At 60.0% G+C, this 20,834-nt stretch carries 18 protein-coding genes; 5 read left to right on the top strand and 13 right to left on the bottom strand.

Annotation, left to right across the window (positions count from 1 at the left end):
- Positions 1 to 365: 365 nt before the first annotated feature.
- The 3 genes from L0U82_RS35990 to L0U82_RS35980 form a co-directional block, all read right to left on the bottom strand.
- A complete protein-coding gene (locus L0U82_RS35990; protein ID WP_233838522.1) occupies positions 366 to 884 on the bottom strand; it encodes a hypothetical protein in 519 nt (172 codons plus the stop codon).
- A gap of 80 nt (positions 885 to 964) precedes the next feature.
- Complete coding sequence (locus tag L0U82_RS35985; protein WP_233838520.1) at positions 965 to 1,684, bottom strand: hypothetical protein; 720 nt, start codon at positions 1,682 to 1,684, stop codon at positions 965 to 967.
- Positions 1,685 to 2,127: 443 nt separating this feature from the next.
- Positions 2,128 to 2,724 (bottom strand): TetR/AcrR family transcriptional regulator, encoded by a 597-nt coding sequence (locus L0U82_RS35980; protein ID WP_233838518.1) that lies wholly within the window; start codon positions 2,722 to 2,724, stop codon positions 2,128 to 2,130.
- A gap of 160 nt (positions 2,725 to 2,884) precedes the next feature.
- On the opposite strand from L0U82_RS35980, the gene L0U82_RS35975 reads away from it, so the two are divergent.
- The 3 genes from L0U82_RS35975 (at position 2,885) to L0U82_RS35965 (ending at position 5,744) form a co-directional block, all read left to right on the top strand.
- Positions 2,885 to 3,661: an SDR family NAD(P)-dependent oxidoreductase gene (locus tag L0U82_RS35975; RefSeq protein WP_233838517.1), complete on the top strand. Its 777-nt coding sequence runs from the start codon at positions 2,885 to 2,887 to the stop codon at positions 3,659 to 3,661.
- A gap of 142 nt (positions 3,662 to 3,803) precedes the next feature.
- A complete protein-coding gene (locus L0U82_RS35970; protein WP_233838515.1) occupies positions 3,804 to 4,793 on the top strand; it encodes an alpha/beta fold hydrolase in 990 nt (329 codons plus the stop codon).
- A gap of 126 nt (positions 4,794 to 4,919) precedes the next feature.
- Complete coding sequence (locus L0U82_RS35965; protein ID WP_233838510.1) at positions 4,920 to 5,744, top strand: hypothetical protein; 825 nt, start codon at positions 4,920 to 4,922, stop codon at positions 5,742 to 5,744.
- Positions 5,745 to 5,903: 159 nt separating this feature from the next.
- Here the strand turns inward: L0U82_RS35965 and L0U82_RS35960 are convergent, their stop codons facing one another.
- From L0U82_RS35960 to L0U82_RS35925, 9 genes are all read right to left on the bottom strand, one after another.
- Positions 5,904 to 6,203, bottom strand: a complete 300-nt coding sequence (locus L0U82_RS35960) for a hypothetical protein (protein WP_233838508.1) — start codon at positions 6,201 to 6,203, stop codon at positions 5,904 to 5,906.
- Positions 6,204 to 6,253: 50 nt separating this feature from the next.
- Positions 6,254 to 7,189, bottom strand: coding sequence for an electron transfer flavoprotein subunit alpha/FixB family protein (locus L0U82_RS35955; protein WP_233838506.1), 936 nt, complete (start codon positions 7,187 to 7,189; stop codon positions 6,254 to 6,256).
- A gap of 21 nt (positions 7,190 to 7,210) precedes the next feature.
- A complete protein-coding gene (locus tag L0U82_RS35950) occupies positions 7,211 to 7,960 on the bottom strand; it encodes an electron transfer flavoprotein subunit beta/FixA family protein (RefSeq protein ID WP_233838504.1) in 750 nt (249 codons plus the stop codon).
- 109 nt (positions 7,961 to 8,069) lie between these two features.
- The gene (locus L0U82_RS35945) at positions 8,070 to 9,233 is read right to left on the bottom strand and encodes an enoyl-CoA hydratase/isomerase family protein (protein ID WP_233838502.1); all 1,164 of its coding nucleotides are present in this window, start codon (positions 9,231 to 9,233) and stop codon (positions 8,070 to 8,072) included.
- On the bottom strand, positions 9,230 to 9,358 hold the full coding sequence (locus L0U82_RS39815; RefSeq protein WP_267929936.1) for a hypothetical protein: 129 nt from the start codon (positions 9,356 to 9,358) through the stop codon (positions 9,230 to 9,232). Before L0U82_RS39815 ends, L0U82_RS35945 begins: the two co-directional genes overlap by 4 nt.
- Before the next feature lie 89 nt (positions 9,359 to 9,447).
- Positions 9,448 to 10,581 (bottom strand): acyl-CoA dehydrogenase family protein, encoded by a 1,134-nt coding sequence (locus L0U82_RS35940; protein ID WP_233838500.1) that lies wholly within the window; start codon positions 10,579 to 10,581, stop codon positions 9,448 to 9,450.
- 229 nt (positions 10,582 to 10,810) lie between these two features.
- The gene (locus L0U82_RS35935; RefSeq protein WP_233839357.1) at positions 10,811 to 14,326 is read right to left on the bottom strand and encodes a pyruvate carboxylase; all 3,516 of its coding nucleotides are present in this window, start codon (positions 14,324 to 14,326) and stop codon (positions 10,811 to 10,813) included.
- A 67-nt stretch (positions 14,327 to 14,393) separates the two neighbouring features.
- Positions 14,394 to 15,299, bottom strand: a complete 906-nt coding sequence (mmsB, locus tag L0U82_RS35930; RefSeq protein ID WP_233838497.1) for a 3-hydroxyisobutyrate dehydrogenase — start codon at positions 15,297 to 15,299, stop codon at positions 14,394 to 14,396.
- A gap of 23 nt (positions 15,300 to 15,322) precedes the next feature.
- A complete protein-coding gene (locus L0U82_RS35925; RefSeq protein ID WP_233838487.1) occupies positions 15,323 to 16,849 on the bottom strand; it encodes a CoA-acylating methylmalonate-semialdehyde dehydrogenase in 1,527 nt (508 codons plus the stop codon).
- A 166-nt stretch (positions 16,850 to 17,015) separates the two neighbouring features.
- On the opposite strand from L0U82_RS35925, the gene L0U82_RS35920 reads away from it, so the two are divergent.
- Positions 17,016 to 17,966: a LysR family transcriptional regulator gene (locus tag L0U82_RS35920; protein ID WP_233838485.1), complete on the top strand. Its 951-nt coding sequence runs from the start codon at positions 17,016 to 17,018 to the stop codon at positions 17,964 to 17,966.
- A gap of 150 nt (positions 17,967 to 18,116) precedes the next feature.
- On the opposite strand, the gene L0U82_RS35915 is transcribed toward L0U82_RS35920, so the two are convergent.
- Complete coding sequence (locus L0U82_RS35915) at positions 18,117 to 19,427, bottom strand: MFS transporter (protein WP_233838483.1); 1,311 nt, start codon at positions 19,425 to 19,427, stop codon at positions 18,117 to 18,119.
- A gap of 334 nt (positions 19,428 to 19,761) precedes the next feature.
- Here L0U82_RS35915 and L0U82_RS35910 point away from each other — a divergent pair, with 334 nt between their 5' ends.
- Positions 19,762 to 20,715 carry a LysR substrate-binding domain-containing protein gene (locus L0U82_RS35910; protein ID WP_233838481.1) on the top strand — a complete coding sequence of 318 codons (954 nt, stop codon included), beginning with the start codon at positions 19,762 to 19,764 and terminating at the stop codon, positions 20,713 to 20,715.
- The last annotated feature ends 119 nt before the right edge of the window (positions 20,716 to 20,834 follow it).

The raw sequence follows: 20,834 nt of genomic DNA, 5'->3' as shown, positions 1-20,834 counted from the left end.
GAACTGGTTCCTGCAGCGGCAACTGTTACCAACAAGTCGGATTGATTACGCAGCAGATGCCGTCGGCTTCCAAGCAAGAGGACACAACCACGAAGCGCCTCCAGGCGCGCTCACGTGTATAGTCAGACACTCACCTTAAGGGCTGTCCTGGTCACCGTCAGCGGTAAAGCCTTACTCAACGACGAACATTAAATGAGTAGGCGCGCAGTACGACATTGTGCTGGTGCAGAGCCGCCTAAGGTTCACAGCTAACGCAAAGCGGGAGCGGGCGCCGCGTTTCGCTGGAGCCCGCACCTGAGCTTGATATTCGCACTCGAATCGAGTTTAGTCTTCCGCGCGACGTGCATTGTCGCGGCGGACCGCGCTTACGCGTCAGACCCGGCCTTCACCCGTCTAGCGGTACCGCTGACCGTGCCGCTCAGGTTCGGCACCTCGTTACCGTTTGCATCGAAAACCTGTTGCTTCAGGTTCACGGTCCACGACTGGCCATCTTCGCTCAGCTCAATCGTGCCCGGGAGAACGACTTTGAAAAACTGCTTCGCCTTGGGGTTGTAAAGCATTTTATTGATCGTGAGCGTGTAATGCCGGCAATCGGTTGCCTTCCATGCCGCGTAGCCCGGGCTTGCTGTTCCAACTGTCCCGTCCAGATCGACCGAATCGGTTTCGGTGAACGTGCCGCCCTGGTTAATGGAAACCAGCACGGTCGCTTTTCCCAATGTGGTGAAGTCCAGATTGCCTGACCAGATGCCGACGATCGGGTTGTATTTCCCTGCCCGGCATTCCTGATCATGGCCCTGAAGCCCATTTTGCGCGTATGCATTCGATCCGACTGCCATCGCTACGAGCAGGGCCGGCAGCATCAGGAATCGCTTGTGAAATTGCATGTGATTCTCCTTCATTCCTTGGTGGGAAAAACGTGGGGGTGTGGGATTACGACGACAGTGCGCCGACCTGCGGCAGCGCCTTATGAAACGACAATGGACTCAATATCGAGTCGAAAGATCGATGGACCGGCAAGATGCGTTCGGCCGCTGGCATCCCGGAAAACCACTCTTCGATGAGTCGGGAAAACAAAGCCATCGAAACTTGCGTGATCAAAGGTGTAATGCGCTGCCGAGCCTCTGGAAACATCCGGAGCGTAGTCGTTACGGACGAGATAACCCGCGTCGTTGAAATAGAACTTCTGTTCACGGCAATGAACATGCATGTCCGACGGGAACGTGACGCTGAGGACCCGCCAGCGTTCGCCGTTCTCCTCGTGCGCGGCAATTTCCTCGCACTGAACGCCGTCTCTCGCGAGCAGAAACGGCATCGTCATGTAGTTATGAAGCGCGTATCCGATGAAGTAGAGAAGCTGGCTTTCGCTCCAGGGAGTCTGAGGCTCGTGGCCGGCGAATGATTGGCGAGGCTCGTCGAGCGCCGACGTCCGCACTCCTGCGCTGGTTTCTATCCTCACGCGGCCGTCATCGAAAATTCCTCGGCTGCCAGGCGTGGGATACGGAGTGATGAGGGTTCGCGGACGCCGCACATCGATCTTGACCAGCACGTCCCGCAGGCCGTTGGGCTGCTGTTTGACTTCGAGGGCGCGCCCGCGGAGCGTCAAGCGGAAATCAATCGTGTTCACCCGGCTCCAGTTGTCCAGGCCTCCGTGTGCGGCCAGTACTTTTTCCAGAAAATCTGTCATGGCGTTTTAGTCCTCGAAGACAGGCGATCAGTCGTTATCCTGAGTCGCCTATTTTTTCATAAAGTAAACGTTGTCGTTTACTCTCGGGGAGATCGTAAACGCCATCGTTTACTTTGTCAACGAGATCTAACACGCGCGACAGGACTGGGCACGGACATACTCGTGTCCATCTCGAAAGAATTTGATCAGATCGTTTGAGAGTTGCGTTTCCCGATGTCTCGTGCAGACCTCGGTGGTCTTTGACGAGTAGAGATAGCGCAAATGTGCTGGCGAAACGACGTACAGTTCGTCACGCGTGTGCTGCATCAAAACCATTGATGCGCCGGCAACATTGCGATGCCGGCGCTGATACCGTGCTTACCGCAACGGCACGGTCACGCTCCCGTGATCGGGTGGTGAACCGGCCATCGCCCGATGGCGAGCCCGATTGGCCCGCCCCGACGTTACGATTCTCCGCGCGTAGAGCGCACGAGAGGCGCGTTCTCCAGCAACGCAGACGCCACGCCCTTCGCCAGCAGGAACGCCGAAGTTTCGCCCGATGCGTGCGAAAGCGACAGCGCCCCCTGAAGAAGCAGATTGAGTTGCTTCGCGAGACGCTGAGGTCTGGCAAAGCCTGCCCGCTTGCACAACTCGAGGAACTTCACTTCGCCGCGCGAACTTGCCGCGATACCAAGTTCGACGATACCCGCGTTCTTCCCGGCATATTCCTGAGCTGCCTTCGCGCCCAGACAGCCGCGTGTGAGCATCCGGCCGGTCGCCTTGCGTACGTCGAAGAATTCGATGATCTGTTCGCGCGGGTCGCTGATGTGTGCGACCGGATCGAAGAGTTCATCCACGACACCCTGACTATAGAGCTGCAATACCGCCTCGATCAGATCCTCTTTCGACGGGAAGTATTTGTAAAGCGTGCGCTTGGATATGCCGCTACCCGCCAGCGCCGCTTCCATTCCCGTTGCGTGGAAGCCAGCCTCATAGAAGCGATCGAACGCATATTTCACGATCTCGAGCTTCTTGCCTTCAATTTCCGCGCCCTGCTCCATATCGTCATCCTCGTGAAAAATCCACCTCGAATTTATAGCAAATTTCGTTGACAAAGTAAACGTCAACGTTTACATATACGGAAAAGGAAACGACATCGTTTACCTTTGCGATGCGCGCGGCGGACTGAACAACCTGTCGTCGATCTTCTGCTCGCATCGAATGATTTTCCGTATCCCTTGCAACAGGTCATCCAACACTCAGGAGAACACCATGAGTCTTTCAGGCAAAGTCGTGCTGGTAAGCGGCGCCAATCGCGGCATCGGCGCCGCCATCGTAAAGGAATTGCTGAAGCTCGACGTAGCGAAGATCTATACCACCGCGCGCGATCCCGAAACGCTGCCGTCGTTCGACGACACGCGGATCGTTGCGCTACAGATGGATATCACGAACGACATCTCCGTCAGCCGGGCTGCCGCCGCGGCGCAGGATGTCGACGTGCTGATCAACAACGCCGGTACTCTCGCCTTCGGCAACTATCTCGACAGCAGCTGGAAAACGTTCGAAGACGACATGCGAACGAATTACTTCGGCACGCTTCGCGTTGTTCGTGCGTTCACTCCGCAGTTCGTCGCCCGTCACGCCGGCACCATCGCGAATGTATGCAGCGTGGTCGGCCTGTCTTCCGTTCCGTTGATGGCCGGCTACTCGGCTTCCAAGGCAGCACTGCATTCTCTGACCCAGTCCCTGCGCGGGACGCTGGAAAAAGACAACGTGACGGTTCTCGGCGTCTATCCCGGTCCGATCGAGACGGTCCTCGCGAAGGAGGTGCCTTATCCGGACAAGGCGACGCCCGAACATGCCGCCGCCAATATCGTGAAAGGCATCGCCGAAGGGCATACCTACATATTCCCTGATCCGTTGTCGCAGCAAGTCGAGCAGTTGTGGTCAACCGATAATCGCAAGCTGGAACACGTGTCGCTGCATCTCGGCGCATGACGGCGGCGTCGATCGGGCAGCTGCATCGATAACGGCATTCGCCAGCCGGACCGGCGGATGTCGACTAGTCCCAGACGTCGTCAGGAATTTTTTCCCGCGACGACGGCTGGCTCTGTTTAACCCTCGCTGAACAAGTTTTTTCATGATCACACGCCGTTCTTTTACAACGAGTTTTCTAGCGGGTGCGGCGGCCATCGCCGTCACCGGCGCAACGTCGGCCCAAGCGCGACCCTCCAGGCCGGCGGAGAAATCGCCGCTTGCCGGCAAGCCGGTCTTTCCGACCCACTACCGCACGGTGGATATCGACGGCACGTCGATTTTTTACCGTGAAGCGGGTGCAACCGGCGCGCCGGTCGTACTGCTGCTGCCCGGCTGGCCGTCGTCGTCAGCGATGTTTCGTGATCTCATTCGCGATCTGTCGGCGCACTACCATGTTTTCGCGCCGGACTATCCCGGATTCGGCAACAGCGATATGCCCGATCGCTCGCACGGCCTTTATACCTTCGACGCGCTCGGCGACACGATCGGCAAGTTCGTCGACAAGGTTGGCATCGGTCAATACGTGCTGTACGCGACGGATTTCGGCGGACTGGTCGGATATCGCGTGATGCTGAAAACGCCGCACCGCATGAAAGCACTGGTCGCGCAGAACAATCCGCTATTCCTAAGCGCAAGCCCGTGGTTCGGGCCGCTCGTGCCGTACTGGAAAGACGGTACCGACGAGAACCGTGAGAAGGCCAGGCAGCACTATCTGACGCTCGACGTGGTCCGCGATCTGTACGTCAGCGGTGTTCAGGATGCGTCGCTGATCGATCCGGACCAGTGGCAAACCGACTATGCGTCGTTGCAGCGCCCTGGCGCCGCGGATATTTCGCTCGATCTGCTTTACGACATCCGCACCAACGGTTCGACGCTCAAGAGCGCGCAGGACTATCTGCGTGCGCAGAAACCGCCGACGCTGGTGGTCAGTGGAAAGAACGATGTTCTGTTCGCGGCTGACAATCAATTGCGGTATCGCGAAGTCGTGCCCAACGCCGAGATCCATTTGACCGACAGCGGTCATTGCGCGCTCGCCGACAAGAGCGACGAAATTGCGGCGCGGATGCACGACTTCCTCGCGCGAGCGCTGTAGCCCGATCAGTTACCCCTCACGTTGCCATGCTTGACGCCTATGCGATCGCGCCCGCGGACGGCGGTTGAACCCACGCTTCGACGCATCGCAAGCGGCACCCACAACCCTTTGCTGAATGGATTCGACATGACTATCGATTTGACACGACGTGGCATTCTCGCCGCCGGCGCGGCTTCGCTGATAACACCGGTCGCTTTTCACGCAAGCCCGGCCCGGGCGGCTTCTTCTTCCCGTTCCACGCTTCTCGACAGTGTGCTGCAGGCGCATGGCGGCCTCACCGCATGGAAGACGGTGAAACAGGTCGAGGCACAGATCATTGCCGGGGGACCGGTGTTCCAGCTCAAGCAGTCCCCCGTCAGCTTGCAAAACGTGATGCTGCGGGCCGACCCCAACGCTGTGAGCGTTGAAGTGACGCCTTATCCAAAACCTGGCTATCGCGGTGTCTATACCCCGCAGCGCGTCTGGATCGAGGATGAAAGAGGCCGGGTGGTCGCGCAACGGACCGGTGTTTTTCAGGTTCTGCAGGCGCAGGCACCCACCGACCCTTGGGACGTGCTCGACGAGCTGTGCTTTATCGGCTATGCGACTTTCGAGTATCTGACGCTGCCTTTTCTGCTTGCCGAGCCCGACGTGCAGGTCGAAGAAGTCGCCCCGCACACCGAATACGGATCGACGCCCTGGCGTGGGCTGCGCGCCGTTTTCCCAGCCCGCATTCCGACTCACAGCACGGTGCAGACTTTCTATTTCGACGATACGTTCCGGCTGCGGCGGTTCGACTTCCATGACATCGGCTCGGAGGCGGCAGCGTATTATTTCGACCCCGTCACCGTTGATGGGATCACCTCCTATTCGCTGCTGCGGATCGTCGGGGACACGGTACCCGACCCGCTCTTCTCCTCGTCGACCAACGTGCTGGTCCAGTTCTCGAACATCAATTACCTGAGGGGCTGAGCATTGCGTCGCTGCGGCGCGTTCACGCCGGACGTAACGCACAATGCCATCGCCCCCCATCCCGCATAGCCGGCCTGTTAAATTGAGCCATTTGGGCGGGCGTGGCGGTAGCAAACTTCGATTGTCTACAGTTGCTTCAGACGGTAAGAAGCCGCGCGTCTATCGCCGCGCGGCATAGTTGGAGCGGAAGGTTGGCGGTCTGCGTGGCATCTCATCGTAAAGCATAGGCAATCCCAAGCCGCGCCGGGTCGCCGCTTCTTTTGCGGCCCTGATCGCGTCATCGAAGTTGTGACCAGTCGCGACATGCACGCGATCGACGTTGATCGTCCAGCTATCGAAAGCGTAGCGCCACCGCACGCGCCGCTCTTCGAGCAACGCGGCAAACCAGCGCCAAACCGCTGCATCTTCCGCATTGGCGGCCGCGGCGGCATCCATACGAGTTCGTTGCATCGCGTCCATCTAGATGAATCCGGCCAGAAACTTTCCGCCCGCACGCCGATAAGCGACGCTCATGCGATTTGCCCGGCAAGTTCCGGCACGACGGCAAACAGATCACCGACCAGACCGTAATCAGCGACGCTGAAAATCGGCGCTTCCGGATCCTTGTTGATCGCGACGATCACCTTCGAGTCCTTCATCCCGGCCAGATGCTGGATTGCACCCGAGATGCCGACCGCCACATACAGCTGCGGCGCGACGATCTTGCCGGTCTGGCCGACCTGGTAGTCGTTCGGCACGAAGCCCGCATCGACTGCGGCGCGCGATGCGCCGAGCGCCGCGCCGAGCTTGTCGGCCAGCGGCTCGAGCACCTTCGTGTAGTTCTCGCCGTTGCCCAGACCCCGGCCGCCCGACACGATGATCTTCGCGCTCGTCAGTTCCGGGCGATCGAGCTTCGTCACTTCACGGCTCACGAACTGCGAGATGCCCGTATCGGCGGCGGCTTCGATCTTCTCGACCGCCGCGCTGCCACCTTCGGCCGCGACGGCATCGAAGCCGGTCGAGCGCACGGTGATCACCTTGATCGGATCCTGCGATTGAACGGTCGCGATCGCATTGCCCGCGTATATCGGACGCTCGAACGTATCGGCGGAATCCACTGCGGTGATGTCGCTGATCTGCGCGACGTCGAGCTTCGCCGCGATACGCGGCGCGATGTTCTTGCCGTAGGCGGTAGCCGGCGCGAGGATGTGCGAGTAGTTCTTCGCGATGTTCAGCACCGTCGCTTCGACGTTTTCCGCGAGGCCTGCGGCCAGTTGCGGCGCGTCGGCCAGCAGCACCTTGCTGACGCCGGCGATCTTCGCTGCCGCGTCGGCCGCGGCTTGCGCGTTGTGTCCCGCGACCAGCACGTGAATATCACCGCCGACCTTCTGCGCCGCTGCGATCGTGTTCAGCGTCGCGGCCTTGATCGACTGATTGTCGTGTTCTGCAATTACCAGATTCGTCATTTGCTCTGTCTCCCGTTCTGCTTAAAGCACCTTCGCTTCGGTCTTCAGCTTCTCGACCAGCGTCTTCACGTCCGGCACCTTCACACCGGCGGAGCGCTTGGGCGGCTCGGCGACTTTCAGCGTCTTCAGACGCGGCGTGACATCGACGCCGAGGTCTTCGGGCTTGAGCGTTTCCAGCGGCTTTTTCTTGGCCTTCATGATGTTCGGCAACGTCACGTAGCGCGGCTCATTGAGGCGCAGATCGGTCGTGACCACGGCCGGCAATGTCAGCGACAGCGTTTCCGCGCCGCCGTCCACTTCACGCGCGACCGTTGCCTTGCCATCGGCCACAGTCACCTTCGATGCGAACGTCGCCTGCGGCAGATTCGCGAGCGCGGCGAGCATCTGGCCGGTCTGGTTCGAGTCGTCGTCGATTGCCTGCTTGCCGAGGATCACCAGTTGCGGCTGCTCCTTGTCGACCAGCGCCTTCAGCAGCTTGGCGACCGCCAGCGGCTGCAGCTCTTCGCCCGATTCGATCAGGATCGCGTGGTCCGCGCCAATGGCCAGCGCGGCACGCAGCGTTTCCTGCGCCTGCGTGACACCGGCCGACACCGCGATCACTTCCGTCGCAACGCCCGCTTCCTTCAGACGCACGGCCTCTTCAACCGCGATTTCGTCGAACGGATTCATCGACATCTTCACGTTCGCAATGTCGACGCCCGTGCCGTCCGATTTCACGCGGACTTTCACGTTGTAGTCGACCACGCGCTTCACTGCTACCAATACCTTCACCCTGTACTCCCCTATTCTTCACCGAAGCAAGCGGCCCGCGAGCATGGGTTTTCATCGCCGTTTAACCCGGGCATCATTTCCGCCGCTATGCGCGCGCAACGCACTGCCTCTACGGATGCAGACTTTCAATGTCGCGAAGCGGGTGCTCCGCGAGCCGCCATGGCGAGGCCAGAAAATGCTGGACCCGCTCGGCCCTGACCTCCCACAGGGAGGCTGGCGCCCATCGAGGTTTATGGTCCTTGTCAACGAGGTGAGCACGAACGCCTTCGATGAAGTCGCCTTCCTTGATCGCCTTGTCGACGCAGCCCAATTCCATCCGGAAGCATTCTCCCAGCGATGCGCCGCGCCCACGCAGCATGATTTCCCGCGTGACGCAAAGCATCGTTGGTGAATGCTGCTCTAATGCTGTCAGCGTCTTTTCCATCCACGGCCTCGCGCTGCGATCTTTGTCCGCTTTCAGGTCGCTCGACAATTTTCGGACGATGTCCGCCACACCGGCTTTCGGCTCGAAGTAGTGGCGAATCCGCGGCACCAGCGCGCGTGTCGACGCACTGCCCGCATCAGTCGCGGATACATCGAAGACGGCTTTCAACGATCGTTTCAGGCGGTCGGGAAACGTCGGGTCGAGATTGGCTGGGGGCACCGCCACCAGGCGCTCTTCGAACGTCGATAGCTGCGCGGATGGCACATAAATATCCGCGAGCTTCCATAGCAATGCGTCTGCCCCGCTCAGCGAGTATCCCGTGAGCGTGAAGTACAACGCCATTTCAATCGGCATCTTCGCCAAGAAACTCGTGGCCCCGACATCCGGAACCAGCCCGATGCGCGCTTCGGGCATTGCCATTCGGGTCCGCTCGGTGACGACGCGCAGCCATGCGCCCTGACCGAGCCCCATACCGCCGCCCATCGTCACGCCGTCGAGAATCGCGATAACCGGCTTCGGAAATTTATGCACCGCATAATCGAGCCGATATTCGTCGATGAAAAATTGTAGCCAGCCGAGACTCTTTTCCCGCGCGCGCCGATACAACTCGCGTACATCGCCGCCCGCGCAAAATGCCTTGTCTCCCGACGCCTTCAGCACAACGGCAACGATATCGTCGTCAATTCTGCAGCGACGCAGCACGCCCGAAAGCGTGTTGACCATGTCATGCGACAGCGCGTTGAGTGCTTGCGGACGATTCAGCGTGACGATCGCCACGCGATTGACGACGCGAAGCAAAACGCCAGGCTCGTCATACGCGAGGCTCGTCTTTTCGGTCACGGCGTTCATCGACCGGCCTCGTCGATGGTGGTCGACCGGCGTCGAGCACGCCGGTCGGGGAATACGCCCACGGGTCGTGGCTTCGGCGCAAGCCGTGCGATTTCTCCATTCTTGCGATATTCGAGGTCGATCATGAAGTCTCCTCCTTCATAGCGGGTTAAATATCCGGTCATCCTAAAGTGCGGTACATCATGCGGTCGCGTATGGCCTACCATTGCTCGCGCTAGATGTTGCGCGCAATCACCATGCGCTGTACTTCGCTTGTCCCCTCATAAATCTGCGTGATACGCGCATCACGGTAGTACCGCTCGACCGCGTAGTCCTGCAGATAGCCATAGCCGCCGTGAATCTGAATCGCTTTCGAACACACCCTCTCGGCCATCTCCGACGCATACAGCTTGGCTTGCGAGGCTTCCGACAAACACGGCCTGCCGGCATCACGCAAGCGCGCGGCGTGGTGAACCAGCAGACGAGCCGCGTTCAGTTCGGTCGCCATGTCGGCAAGCATGTTCGAGATCGACTGATGTTCCCGCAGCGGCTTGCCGAACTGCGTGCGCTCCACTGCGTAATGGCGCGCGGCATCGAATGCAGCGCGTGCAATACCCAGTGCTTGCGCCGCAATACCGATGCGCCCGCCTTCCAGATTCGACAATGCGATTCGCAGCCCGTCGCCTCGATTGCCCAGCAGGTTGGCTTCCGGCACCGCGCAATCTTCGAGTGAAATCGGACACGTATCGGACGCACGAATGCCGAGCTTGTGTTCCGCTGGTCCAACGTTGAAGCCCTTCGTCGACGTCGGCACGATGAATGCGGAAATGCCCTTCTTTCCCGCTTGTGGATCGGTTACCGCGAATACGATCGCGATGCCGGCGCGCGCGCCGTTCGTCACAAATTGCTTCGATCCGTTCAACACCCAGTTGCCATCGTGAAGCGTCGCACGTGTGCTCACACCGCCTGCGTCCGAACCGGCGTGCGGCTCGGTCAGGCAGAATGCGCCGATCGTTTCTCCGCTGGCCAGCTTCTGCAGATAGCGGTCTTTCTGTGCTTCGGTGCCGAACTTGAGAATCGGCCCGCAACCGACCGAATTGTGAACACTCATCAGCGCCGCACAGGCGCCGCAGCCCGCCGCGATTTCCTCCAACGCCAGCGCATATGCGACATAGTCGGTGAACGACCCACCCTGCTCCTGCGGCACGATCATGCCGAGCAAGCCCAGGTGCCCCATTTCCGCGACCACGTCGGCGGGCAGCTTCGCGTCACGGTCCCATTGCCCGGCGTGCGGGGCCAAACGATTCACGGCGAAATCACGCGCGGCGTCACGGATCATTCGTTGCTCTTCGGTGTAGAACTGGTCCATCTGAACATACCTCTCTTCGATATCGCACGGGTGCTCGAACTGCCGGCAAGCCGATCACAGCGCACCGCGCATTGCCCTTACTTTCATGCATTCAGTGTAGGGAGCTCGGCCCATCAGTACGATGCTCAGGCCGATCAAACTTTGCGAGCGGACTTGCAATAGTGCGTGCGCCGCGGATGCGGGAAACGGCCATGCGACATCGCGACGCGAACGGTGTCGCACCAGCGCGCTAGACAATGCCTTTCAGTTCCAGCAGAAGATCCTTCGCCGCGACACGGTCGCCGGATTGCACGTGAATCGCCGCGATCTCGCAATCGCGATCGGCTGCGATATGCGTCTCCATCTTCATCGCTTCGATGGCAATCAACGTCGTTCCCGCCGCCACGCGCTGGCCGACGGCGACCGCGACGGTTACGATCAGCCCCGGCATCGGCGAGGCGATATGCAACGGGTTCGATGGGTCCGCGGCGGGCCGCTTCTTTAACTCCTCTTTCGCATTGGCGCTCGCCCGCTTTGGAATCAGCGACGAGCGCGCTTGCCCATTGAGCTCGAACTGCACTTTGATCATGCCGTCGTCGGTATGGCCGTGCTGCCCTTGCAGTGAAACCAGTAGCGTTTTTCCCGGCGCAATGTCGACGCATACCTCCTGTTGAGGTTGGAGGCCATATAGAAAAGCCGGCGTCGGCAGCACCGACGTATCGCCGTACTCGCGCATATGCGCATAGAACCCGGCGGTCTGTGCGGGATACATCAAATAGGACGCAAGCTGCCGGTCGTCGAGAGGATGCTCGCAGGCGCTCTGCCCACGCTGACGTTCGGCTTCGAGATCCGCATCCGGTATCAGGTCGCCCGGCCGATAGGCGTCCGGCGGTTCCGCGCGCAGGATTTTTCGCGACAATTCCCGCGGGAAACCATCAGGCGGAAAGCCGAGTTCGCCTTTGAACAGCGACACGACCGATGCCGGAAACGCGACTTCCTTGCCGGGGCTGCACACATCGCTGACACTCAGATCGTTCGCCACCATCATCAGCGCCATGTCTCCGACGACTTTCGACGTCGGCGTGACCTTGACGATGTCACCGAACATCCGGTTCACGTCCGCGTACGCGCGAGACACCTCGGTCCAGCGATGATCGATGCCGAGCGCGCGCGCCTGCTCCCGCAGATTCGTGTATTGGCCGCCCGGCATCTCGTGATTGTAGACATCCGCGGTTCCCGCGCGGATATCCGACTCGAACGGCGCGTAGTAACGCCGCACGCCCTCCCAGTACATCGACGCCTCGTGCAGACGATGAGGATCGAGTCCGGGATCGCGTGGAGAACCTGCCAGTGCTGCCGCGATGCTCGAAAGATTCGGCTGCGACGTCAGACCGCTCATTGCGTCGAGCGCGCCATCGACGGCGTCGCACCCTGCGTCGATCGCCGCGATCACCGACGCGGCGGCCGCGCCGCTCGTGTCGTGGGTATGGAAGTGCACCGGCAAGCCGGTCTCCTCCTTCAGCGCGGTGACGAGCGCCGCCGCGGCCGACGGACGGCAGATTCCCGCCATGTCCTTGATACCCAGCACGTGCACGCCCACACGCTGTAGTTCTTTTGCGATCTTCACGTAATAGCGCAGATCGTATTTCGGCCGCGACCGGTCGAAAATGTCGCCGGTGTAGCAGATCGCGCCTTCGCACAGCGCGCCGGTCTCGCATACCGCGTCGATCGCGACGCGCATGTTGTCGACCCAGTTCAGCGAATCGAACACGCGAAAGAGGTCGACGCCCGTTTGCGCCGCCTGCCGCACGAAAAAGCGCACGACGTTATCCGCATAGTTGGTATAGCCAACCGCGTTCGACCCTCTCAGCAACATCTGGAACAGGATGTTGGGCACGCGTTCGCGCAGTAGCGCGAGACGCTGCCATGGATCCTCCTTCAGAAATCGCAATGCAACGTCGAACGTGGCGCCACCCCAACATTCCATAGAAAAAAGTTGCGACAGATTGCGCGCGTAGTACGGCGCAATCGGCAACATATCGGCGGTGCGCAAACGGGTGGCGAATAGCGACTGGTGAGCATCTCGCATCGACGTGTCGGTCATCAGAACACGCTTCTGGTCCAACATCCATTGCGCGAATTTTTTCGCGCCGAGCTCACGCAGCAGATCACGCGTCCCTGTTGGAACGGGCCCGGCGATGCTGCTCGCGGCGACCGGTAAAAGCGGCTCGGAATGAAGCAAGTGCGGCAGCGTGCGTCCCTTCAACTCGGGATGACCGTTGATGCTCACCTCGCCCAGATAGCGCAGCAGTTTCGTCGCTCGGTCGCGCCGCTTTGTGAATTCAAGCAATGCCGGCGTCTGGTCGATAAAACGTGTCGTCACGTCGCCGCGCCGAAAATCCGGGTGATTGATCACGTTTTCGAGGAATCGCAAGTTGGACGCGACGCCACGAATGCGAAACTCGCGCAATGCACGGTCCATTCTTCTGATCGTCTCATCCGCGTGCGGCGCCCAAGTCGTGACCTTGACCAGCAGCGAATCGTAGTACGGCGTGATGACTGCTCCGGCGTAGGCGGTGCCGGCGTCCAGCCGAACCCCGAAGCCGGCCGCGCTGCGATACGCGGTCAGTTGCCCATAATCGGGCAGAAAGCTGTTTTCAGGATCTTCAGTCGTAATGCGGCATTGCAGCGCATGCCCGTTGAGTGCAATGTCGGACTGATGCGGCACCGCGGCGCCATGCGTGCCGGTTCGGTCGCCGCTGTTCGATCGATCGCCCGTCACGCCAATCGCGCCGCCTTCCGTCACGCGAATCTGGGCCTTCACGATGTCGATGCCAGTCACCATCTCAGTGACCGTATGTTCGACCTGAATGCGCGGATTGACTTCAATGAAATAGAACTGCCCGGAATCCGCATCCATCAGAAACTCTACGGTGCCAGCGTGCGTGTAGCCGACCGCGCGCATCAGCCGCAGCGCGGACTCGCATAGCAACGCACGGCTCGCATCGTTCAGGTACGGTGCCGGTGACCGTTCGACCACCTTCTGGTTGCGTCGCTGCACGGTGCAGTCACGCTCGTACAGATGCACGAGATTGTCGTGCAGATCACCGAGTACCTGAACCTCGACGTGGCGTGCGCGACGAACCAGCTTCTCCACATACACTTCGTCGTTACCGAACGCCGACAACGCTTCGCGCCGCGCGGCGGCGAGCGCCGCTTCCAGATCCTGCTCACTTTCGAGGATGCGCATACCGCGTCCGCCGCCGCCCCAACTCGCTTTCAGCATCAGTGGATAGCCGATCTCATTCGCGAGCTGCTTGCAGGTTTCGAGGTCATGCGGCAATGGATCGGTGGCGGGCATCACGGGTACGCCGGCCGCGACTGCCGCATTGCGCGCAGCCACCTTGTTGCCAAGCATGCGCATGATGTGTGGCGACGGCCCGATCCAGCGGATACCGGCTGCAATCACTGCCTCAGCGAAATCCGGGTTTTCCGACAGAAAGCCGTAGCCCGGATGAATCGCATCGACCTTCGCCTGGACAGCGATCCGCAATACGTCGTCGATATCCAGATAAGCGGCGAGCGGCTTCTTGCCCTTGCCGACCAGATAGCTTTCGTCGGCTTTGAAACGATGAAGCGCAAGACGGTCTTCCTGCGCGTAGATCGCGACCGTGCGGATATCCAGTTCCGCCGCAGCGCGCATCACGCGAATGGCAATCTCAGAGCGATTGGCTACGAGCAATGACTTGATCGGTGCGTAATCCATTGGGTATTGAGTAGTTATATCGACTGACGGGTGCGAACCTGCACCCGCCGTCATACCGCGTCTCGGGTCAGGACTGTTGAGCAACGGGCTGTTCGCGGCGGTACAGATTAATCACCGCGGAAAAATCGAGGCGCCCTTCGCCTCGTGCGCTTAACGTCTGATAGAGCTGCTGCGACAATGCGCCAAGGTAAGCCGGCTGCCGCGCAAACTTCGCGGCATCCGTCGCGAGACCCAGATCTTTCAGCATTAGATCCGTACCGAACCCGCCGGTATAGCCACGCGACGACGGCGCTGAATCGAGCACCCCGGGAAACGGGTTGTAGGTATCGGAACTCCAGCAACGGCCGGTCGACGTGTTGATGATGCCGGCCAGTACATTAGCGTCGATGCCCAGCGCCTCACCGAGCGCCATCGCCTCCGAAACGCCGGCCATCGTGATGCCCAGCACGAGGTTGTTGCAGATCTTCGCAACCTGCCCCGTCGACGTTTCGCCGCAATGGACGATGTTCTTGCCCATCACCTGGAGTAGTGGCCTGACCTTCTCGAAAGCGGCTGCACTAGCACCGACCATGAATGTCAGCGTACCCGCCATTGCACCGCCCGTCCCGCCCGACACCGGAGCATCGACAAAGACACTGCCGTGCGCTTCGGCGGCCTGCGCCATCGCCTTGACCGTCGCGGGATCGATCGTGCTGCAGTCGATGATGAAGACGCCTTCCGGAACCGCGCCCAGCACACCGTCCTCACCAGTCAGCACGCTTTTTACGTGTGCCGCCGCGGGAAGCATGGTGATCACGCACTCGACACCCGTCACGGCTACGCCGGGCGACACTGTCGCCGTCGCGCCGGCGCGCACGAGTGTCTGAACCGATTCAGAATTCAGATCGAAGACATTCAGTACATGTCCCGCTTTTAGAAGATTGAGGGCCATGGGTGCGCCCATATTGCCGAGCCCGATGAAGCCGATTTTCATAATGCTGTCTCCGGGATCGAACGTTAGCGCAGACTGATCGTCGTATTGACGCCGTCGTTGACGGTCGCGTCGTCGAACCAGCGAGCGGTCACGGTTTTGGTCTGCGTGTAAAACTGCACGACCTGCTTGCCGTACGGGCCGAGATCGCCGAGCTTCGAGCCGCGCGAGCCGGTAAAGCTGAACAATGGCACGGGCACCGGAATAGGAATGTTGATGCCCACCTGGCCGACGTCGATTTCGTGCTGGAATTTACGTGCCGCGGCGCCGCTTTGCGTGAAGAGACCCACGCCATTGCCGAACGGATTGGCATTCACCAGTTCGATCGCTTCATCGAGCGTGTCGACGCCCAGTACCACGAGAACCGGGCCGAAGATCTCATTCGTATAGACGCTCATCTGTGGGGTGACGTCAGTGAAAATGCAGGGGCCGATGAAGTTGCCATCTTCGTAGCCGTGTACTCTGATCTGGCGGCCATCCAGCGCAAGCGTCGCTCCTTCGCTGACGCCCTGTTCGATCAACTGCAGAATGCGAGCTCTCGCCGATCGGGATACCACTGGCCCGACATCCGTTTTCGGCTCGTGGCCCGCGTTCACTTTCAGTGCTTTCGATTTCTCCACGAGTTCGGGCAGCCATTGCTGAGCCGCACCCACCAGCACCACCACCGAAGTCGCCATGCAGCGCTGGCCCGCCGCGCCGAAACCAGCGCCGACGAGCGCGTTCAATGCCTGCTCGCGATTTGCGTCCGGCAGCACGACAGCATGGTTCTTCGCGCCCATCATCGACTGCGCGCGCTTGCCGTGTTCGCTGGCAAGGCGGTACACGTGCTCTCCGACCGCGGTCGATCCGACAAACGACACAGCCTGTACGCGCGGATGTGTGCACAGTGCATCCACGACGTCCTTGCCGCCATGCACCACGTTCAGCACCCCCTTCGGCACGCCTGCTTCGATGGCAAGCTTCACGAGTTCCATCGTCGACAGCGGATCCTGCTCGGACGGCTTCAGCACGAATGTATTGCCGCAAACGATCGCCATCGGGAACATCCACAGCGGAATCATCGCCGGGAAATTGAATGGTGTAATACCGGCGCAGACGCCGATCGGCTGACGCAGCGTATAGGTATCGACACCACCGGCAACGCTCTCCGCAAATTCGCCCAACTGCAGCGTGCCGATGGAACACGCATGTTCGACCACTTCGAGGCCGCGGAAAATATCGCCTTCCGCATCGGGCAGCGTCTTGCCTTGCTCGGCCGTCAGCACCTTCGCAATACGCGACATGTTCTCGCGCACGAGCGCCTGAAACTTCAGCATGACCCGCATCCTTGCGCCGATCGACGTATTGCGCCACGAAGCAAAAGCCACATGCGCGGTTTCAATGGCGGCGTCGACCTCCGCGGCCGTCGCGAACGGTACCTGCGCGAGAATCTCCTGAGTCGCCGGATTTACGACATCGCGCCATTGCGTCGTGCGCGACTCGGCGAACTCGCCGTTGATCAACAACGGTACCTTCGAGACTTTCAGGTTTGCTTCGGATGTCACCGCATTCATTTTCTAACTCTCTCCAGTTACCGGCGCGAAGATGCGCCGAAATTTGACTTCGACCAGGATCTCTTTTCGGACTGCGTTTATTTCGCGGCGCAGCTTTGAGCCTGAGATGCGGTCGAGTATAGTGAGCTGAATTTGCACGTGGAATGACCTAAATCGCCCATCAGTTATGCAAAAATCCACAAGCGGCTTTCTCGGAATCGATTGGGACGACCTTCGCTATTTCCTTGCGGTCGCAAGGACCCAAACTATCAGCGCGGCCGCAAAACGCCTCGAAGTCGATCACACCACGGTCGCGCGCAGGGTGCGCGAACTCGAGAACTCGCTGCGTACGGTGTTGTTCGAGAAATCGCGATCACGGGGCTTCGTGTTGACCGCGGAAGGTCTGCGGCTGCTCTGTCACGCGGACAGGATCGAGAGCGAAGTGCAACTGGCCAGCGAGCAATTTATCGGCGGCGCTGATCTGCTGTCGGGACACGTCAGAATCGGCTCGACCGAAGGATTTGGTTCCTTCTTCCTTGCGCCTCAACTCGCGCGCTTTGCCGCGGCGCACCCAGAAATCTCGATTGATCTGCTGCCCGTTCCGCACTTCGTCAGCCTGTCCAAGCGCGAAGCGGATATCGCGATCCTGCTCGAACGTCCCGAACGCGGGCAGTATGTGCAGACCAAACTGTGCGACTACGCGCTCAGGCTGTATGGCACCACCGAGTATTTGCGCGACCACCCCGTGTCGTCGAACATGCAGGATTTGCGCCGGCACAAGTATCTGAACTACGTCACCGATCTGGCTTTTAGTCCCGAGCTGCTTTATCTCGATCGGACCATCCCGGACGCAACGGCGAATCTGTCCACGACGAGCATCGTGGCGCAATATCACGCAGCGTTGCAAGGCAAGGCGCTGGCCATCCTGCCGTGCTTCATCGCCGAGGCGGATCCGCGGCTGAGCGCGGTTTTTCCGGACGAATTGGTCATCACCCGCCGGTTCTGGTTGTGTTGCCGGGAGGATTTGCGAAATCTGCGGCGGATATCCGCGCTGTGGGATTTCCTGCGTGAGACCGCAGAGTTGAACCGGCCCTTCCTGCTCGGGGAAAGTCCGGTGATGAAATTTCAGTCGTTCTAGCCAATCGATGGAATCAATGGGCCTGCAATTTGCGCCGCAAGGTTAGCGAATCACAACCGGCATCGAGCCAATACCGGTTGTGGTTTTCGTCGGCGACGAAAACCTCGATGCAGACACGCAGACAAACGCAATGCAGCTCACGTGCGTCGTTCAGCGATTGACGAGACGAGCAGGCGCGGCCGCGAAAATAAGAAGCGATCCGAACGCGAGGAAGGCTGCGACCACCGCTACACCGATATTCGTGCTGGCGGTCGCATCCTTGATATAGCCGATCATGTACGGACTGACGAAACCCGCGAGGTTGCCCACGCTATTGATCAGAGCAATTCCGCCGGCCGCCGCGACACCTTTGAAAATAGCGGTCGGGCAGCCCCAGAACATCGTCAACGCCGAGAGAACCCCCGTGATGGCGAGCGACAGCGATATGACCGTCATGACCAGATTCGCACTGAGCGTGGTACTCGCAATGAGGCCGATCGCTCCAAGCGCGCACGGAATCGCAACATGCCATCTGCGTTCATGCAGCCGATCCGAACTGATGCCGAAGCCGATCATGCCGATCACGGCGCACAGATAGGGAATCGCCGAATAGATGCCGATCTGAAGCGGATCCTTGACACCGGACGCGTTGATGATCGACGGCATCCAGAAAATCATCGCGGTCACGCCCATCATGATGCAGAAGTACGTGATGCATAGCAGCCAGATGCGCGCGTTCCTGAGTGCGGCCGCGAACGACACATGCTCCTTCTGCTTGCCGTCTGCTTCGACATTGGCCGTCAGAATATTTTTCTCTTCACTTGTCAACCAGTCTGCCTGTGCAACACTGTCTTTCAGCACGAACAGCACCACGATGCCCATCAGAACCGACGGAATGCCTTCGACAAGAAAGAGCCATTGCCAGCCGCCGAGCCCGTGTACACCGGAAAGCGAGTGCATGACCCACCCCGACAGCGGTCCCCCAACGATTCCCGAGATCGGCACGGACGTCAGGAAGATGGCCATGACCTTACCGCGCCGTTGCGCGGGATACCAATAGGTCAGATACAGGATCATGCCAGGATAGAAGCCGGCTTCCGCGGCGCCAAGCAGGAAACGCAGCACATAGAACGCCAGCGGCGTACGAACGAACATCATGGCGACCGACAGCAGGCCCCACGTGATCGCGATGCGGGCGATCCAGCGGCGCGGCCCGACCCGATAGAGGATCAGGTTACTCGGCACCTCGAAAATGAAGTACCCGATAAAGAAGATACCTGCACCCAGCCCATAAACCGTCTCGTTGAATCCCAGGCTGTCCAGCATCTGCAATTTCGCGAAGCCGACATTGACGCGATCGAGATACGCGAGCAAACCGCAAATAAGCAGAACCGGGATAATTCGCCAGCCCGTTTTCGCATAGGCGCGGTTTTCGATATTGCGCACGGCGCCTACATCAGCGAGAAGCGTCGCTCCTTCCATACCTGTCTCCTTCCATATTTGATTTAGTACGACGGAATCGATAGCCCATCGGTTAGAGCATTGTCGGCGCGAGGATAGCTCGAAGCTTCGGTGTTTTCCCTCGCCGGGACATAGGAATGAGAGATGCCGTCATCTCCGTTTGCGATCGCTCGATTGCCCCGGCGCTTCACACGCGCCACACCGCCGGGCCGGGCCAGACCGTGCCGAAAAATGGTTGCGCCGCGCTCCACTCTGGATGCATGATCTGCGGAATCAAGCGCGATACCTTCATCGGGGCCGCAGCCTTCGGCTCGCAGACTTTTCATTCAGTCCCACTCGGTCGTCAACATTCCCAATGGAACTCCGGCAGATCAAGTACTTCGTCGTCATCGTGGAAAGCGGCAGCATCTCCAATGCCGCGCAACGGCTCTTCATCGCGCAGTCGGCCTTGAGCAGACAGATCGCGGACCTCGAGGCGGAACTCGGTTCGCCATTGTTGATACGAACCCGAACGGGAGTACGGGTGACCGAGTCGGGTCAGATCTTCTACGACTACGCGAAGGCGATCCTCAAGCAGCTCAACGACGCCTGCCATGCAGTTCGCGTCTCGACTGACGCGATTACCGGCTCGGTCACACTCGGGGTTCCGCAAAGCGCGTCCGTCGCGTTGGCATTGCCGCTGCTTCAGGCCACGCGAGAAACGCTACCGGGCGTGCTGCTGCATGTGAACGAGGAACTCTCCGGAAATCTTCTCGATCAGTTGCGCCAGGGTCTGGTCGACCTCGCGATCTTTACGGCGAACATACCGATGTCGGCCGATCTGGAATTCAGTCCGGTGCTTCGGGAAGAGTTTTTTTGGATCCGGGGCAAGCACCACGCGGCGCCCTCGGGCTCCGATGCCATACGGCTGGAAGAGATTTCGAGGTATCCGCTCGTGATGGCCGCCACACAACATGGCCATTGCACTCGGGCCGTCGTCGAAGACCGATTCGCAGCCGAAGGTCTGCCGTGCCCTCCGTTGCTGGCGGAAATCAATTCCGTGCACGTGATGAAGAGTGCCGTGCAGGCGGGTGTCGCCACGGCGATACTTCCGCTTGCTCTGGTGAAAGACGAAGTCGATGTCGGCACACTCTTCGCGCATCGAATCGGCACGGTCCCACTTGAGCGCGTTCTCGGCATCTGCATGTCGCGCGAACTGCCGCTAACCAATGCAAAACGAGCGGTCAGCGCAATGCTCCGCGATGTCATGCAGTCGCTGTCCTTGCACGGACAATGGCCGGGAAGCGAACCGACCGAGCCCGCTGGCTGACGCAGAGGCTCCGTGCCAGCTACGCTGCGATTCGGTCATCCACCTGCTACGAGCACGGCGACACGCACGATTGACGGCCCCCCGCGCGGTGACGAACGCGCGCCACCCCGGTGGTCAAA

Source organism: Paraburkholderia sp. ZP32-5, from assembly GCF_021390495.1.
Classification (GTDB): domain Bacteria; phylum Pseudomonadota; class Gammaproteobacteria; order Burkholderiales; family Burkholderiaceae; genus Paraburkholderia.
The sequence above is the reverse complement of the archived record's forward strand: the minus strand, read 5'-3'. Positions and strand labels throughout refer to the sequence as shown.

Coding starts and splice junctions, on each gene's coding strand:
- L0U82_RS35935 (WP_233839357.1), bottom strand. CDS start 14,326: ATGGATTACGCACCGATCAAGTCATTGCTCGTAGCCAATCGCTCTGAG.
- L0U82_RS35945 (WP_233838502.1), bottom strand. CDS start 9,233: ATGAACGCCGTGACCGAAAAGACGAGCCTCGCGTATGACGAGCCTGGC.
- L0U82_RS35955 (WP_233838506.1), bottom strand. CDS start 7,189: ATGACGAATCTGGTAATTGCAGAACACGACAATCAGTCGATCAAGGCC.
- L0U82_RS35980 (WP_233838518.1), bottom strand. CDS start 2,724: ATGGAGCAGGGCGCGGAAATTGAAGGCAAGAAGCTCGAGATCGTGAAA.
- mmsB (WP_233838497.1), bottom strand. CDS start 15,299: ATGAAAATCGGCTTCATCGGGCTCGGCAATATGGGCGCACCCATGGCC.
- L0U82_RS35910 (WP_233838481.1), top strand. CDS start 19,762: ATGGAACTCCGGCAGATCAAGTACTTCGTCGTCATCGTGGAAAGCGGC.
- L0U82_RS39815 (WP_267929936.1), bottom strand. CDS start 9,358: ATGATCGACCTCGAATATCGCAAGAATGGAGAAATCGCACGGCTTGCG.
- L0U82_RS35960 (WP_233838508.1), bottom strand. CDS start 6,203: ATGGACGCGATGCAACGAACTCGTATGGATGCCGCCGCGGCCGCCAAT.
- L0U82_RS35965 (WP_233838510.1), top strand. CDS start 4,920: ATGACTATCGATTTGACACGACGTGGCATTCTCGCCGCCGGCGCGGCT.
- L0U82_RS35925 (WP_233838487.1), bottom strand. CDS start 16,849: ATGAATGCGGTGACATCCGAAGCAAACCTGAAAGTCTCGAAGGTACCG.
- L0U82_RS35920 (WP_233838485.1), top strand. CDS start 17,016: ATGCAAAAATCCACAAGCGGCTTTCTCGGAATCGATTGGGACGACCTT.
- L0U82_RS35940 (WP_233838500.1), bottom strand. CDS start 10,581: ATGGACCAGTTCTACACCGAAGAGCAACGAATGATCCGTGACGCCGCG.
- L0U82_RS35970 (WP_233838515.1), top strand. CDS start 3,804: ATGATCACACGCCGTTCTTTTACAACGAGTTTTCTAGCGGGTGCGGCG.
- L0U82_RS35990 (WP_233838522.1), bottom strand. CDS start 884: ATGCAATTTCACAAGCGATTCCTGATGCTGCCGGCCCTGCTCGTAGCG.
- L0U82_RS35975 (WP_233838517.1), top strand. CDS start 2,885: ATGATTTTCCGTATCCCTTGCAACAGGTCATCCAACACTCAGGAGAAC.
- L0U82_RS35985 (WP_233838520.1), bottom strand. CDS start 1,684: ATGACAGATTTTCTGGAAAAAGTACTGGCCGCACACGGAGGCCTGGAC.
- L0U82_RS35915 (WP_233838483.1), bottom strand. CDS start 19,427: ATGGAAGGAGCGACGCTTCTCGCTGATGTAGGCGCCGTGCGCAATATC.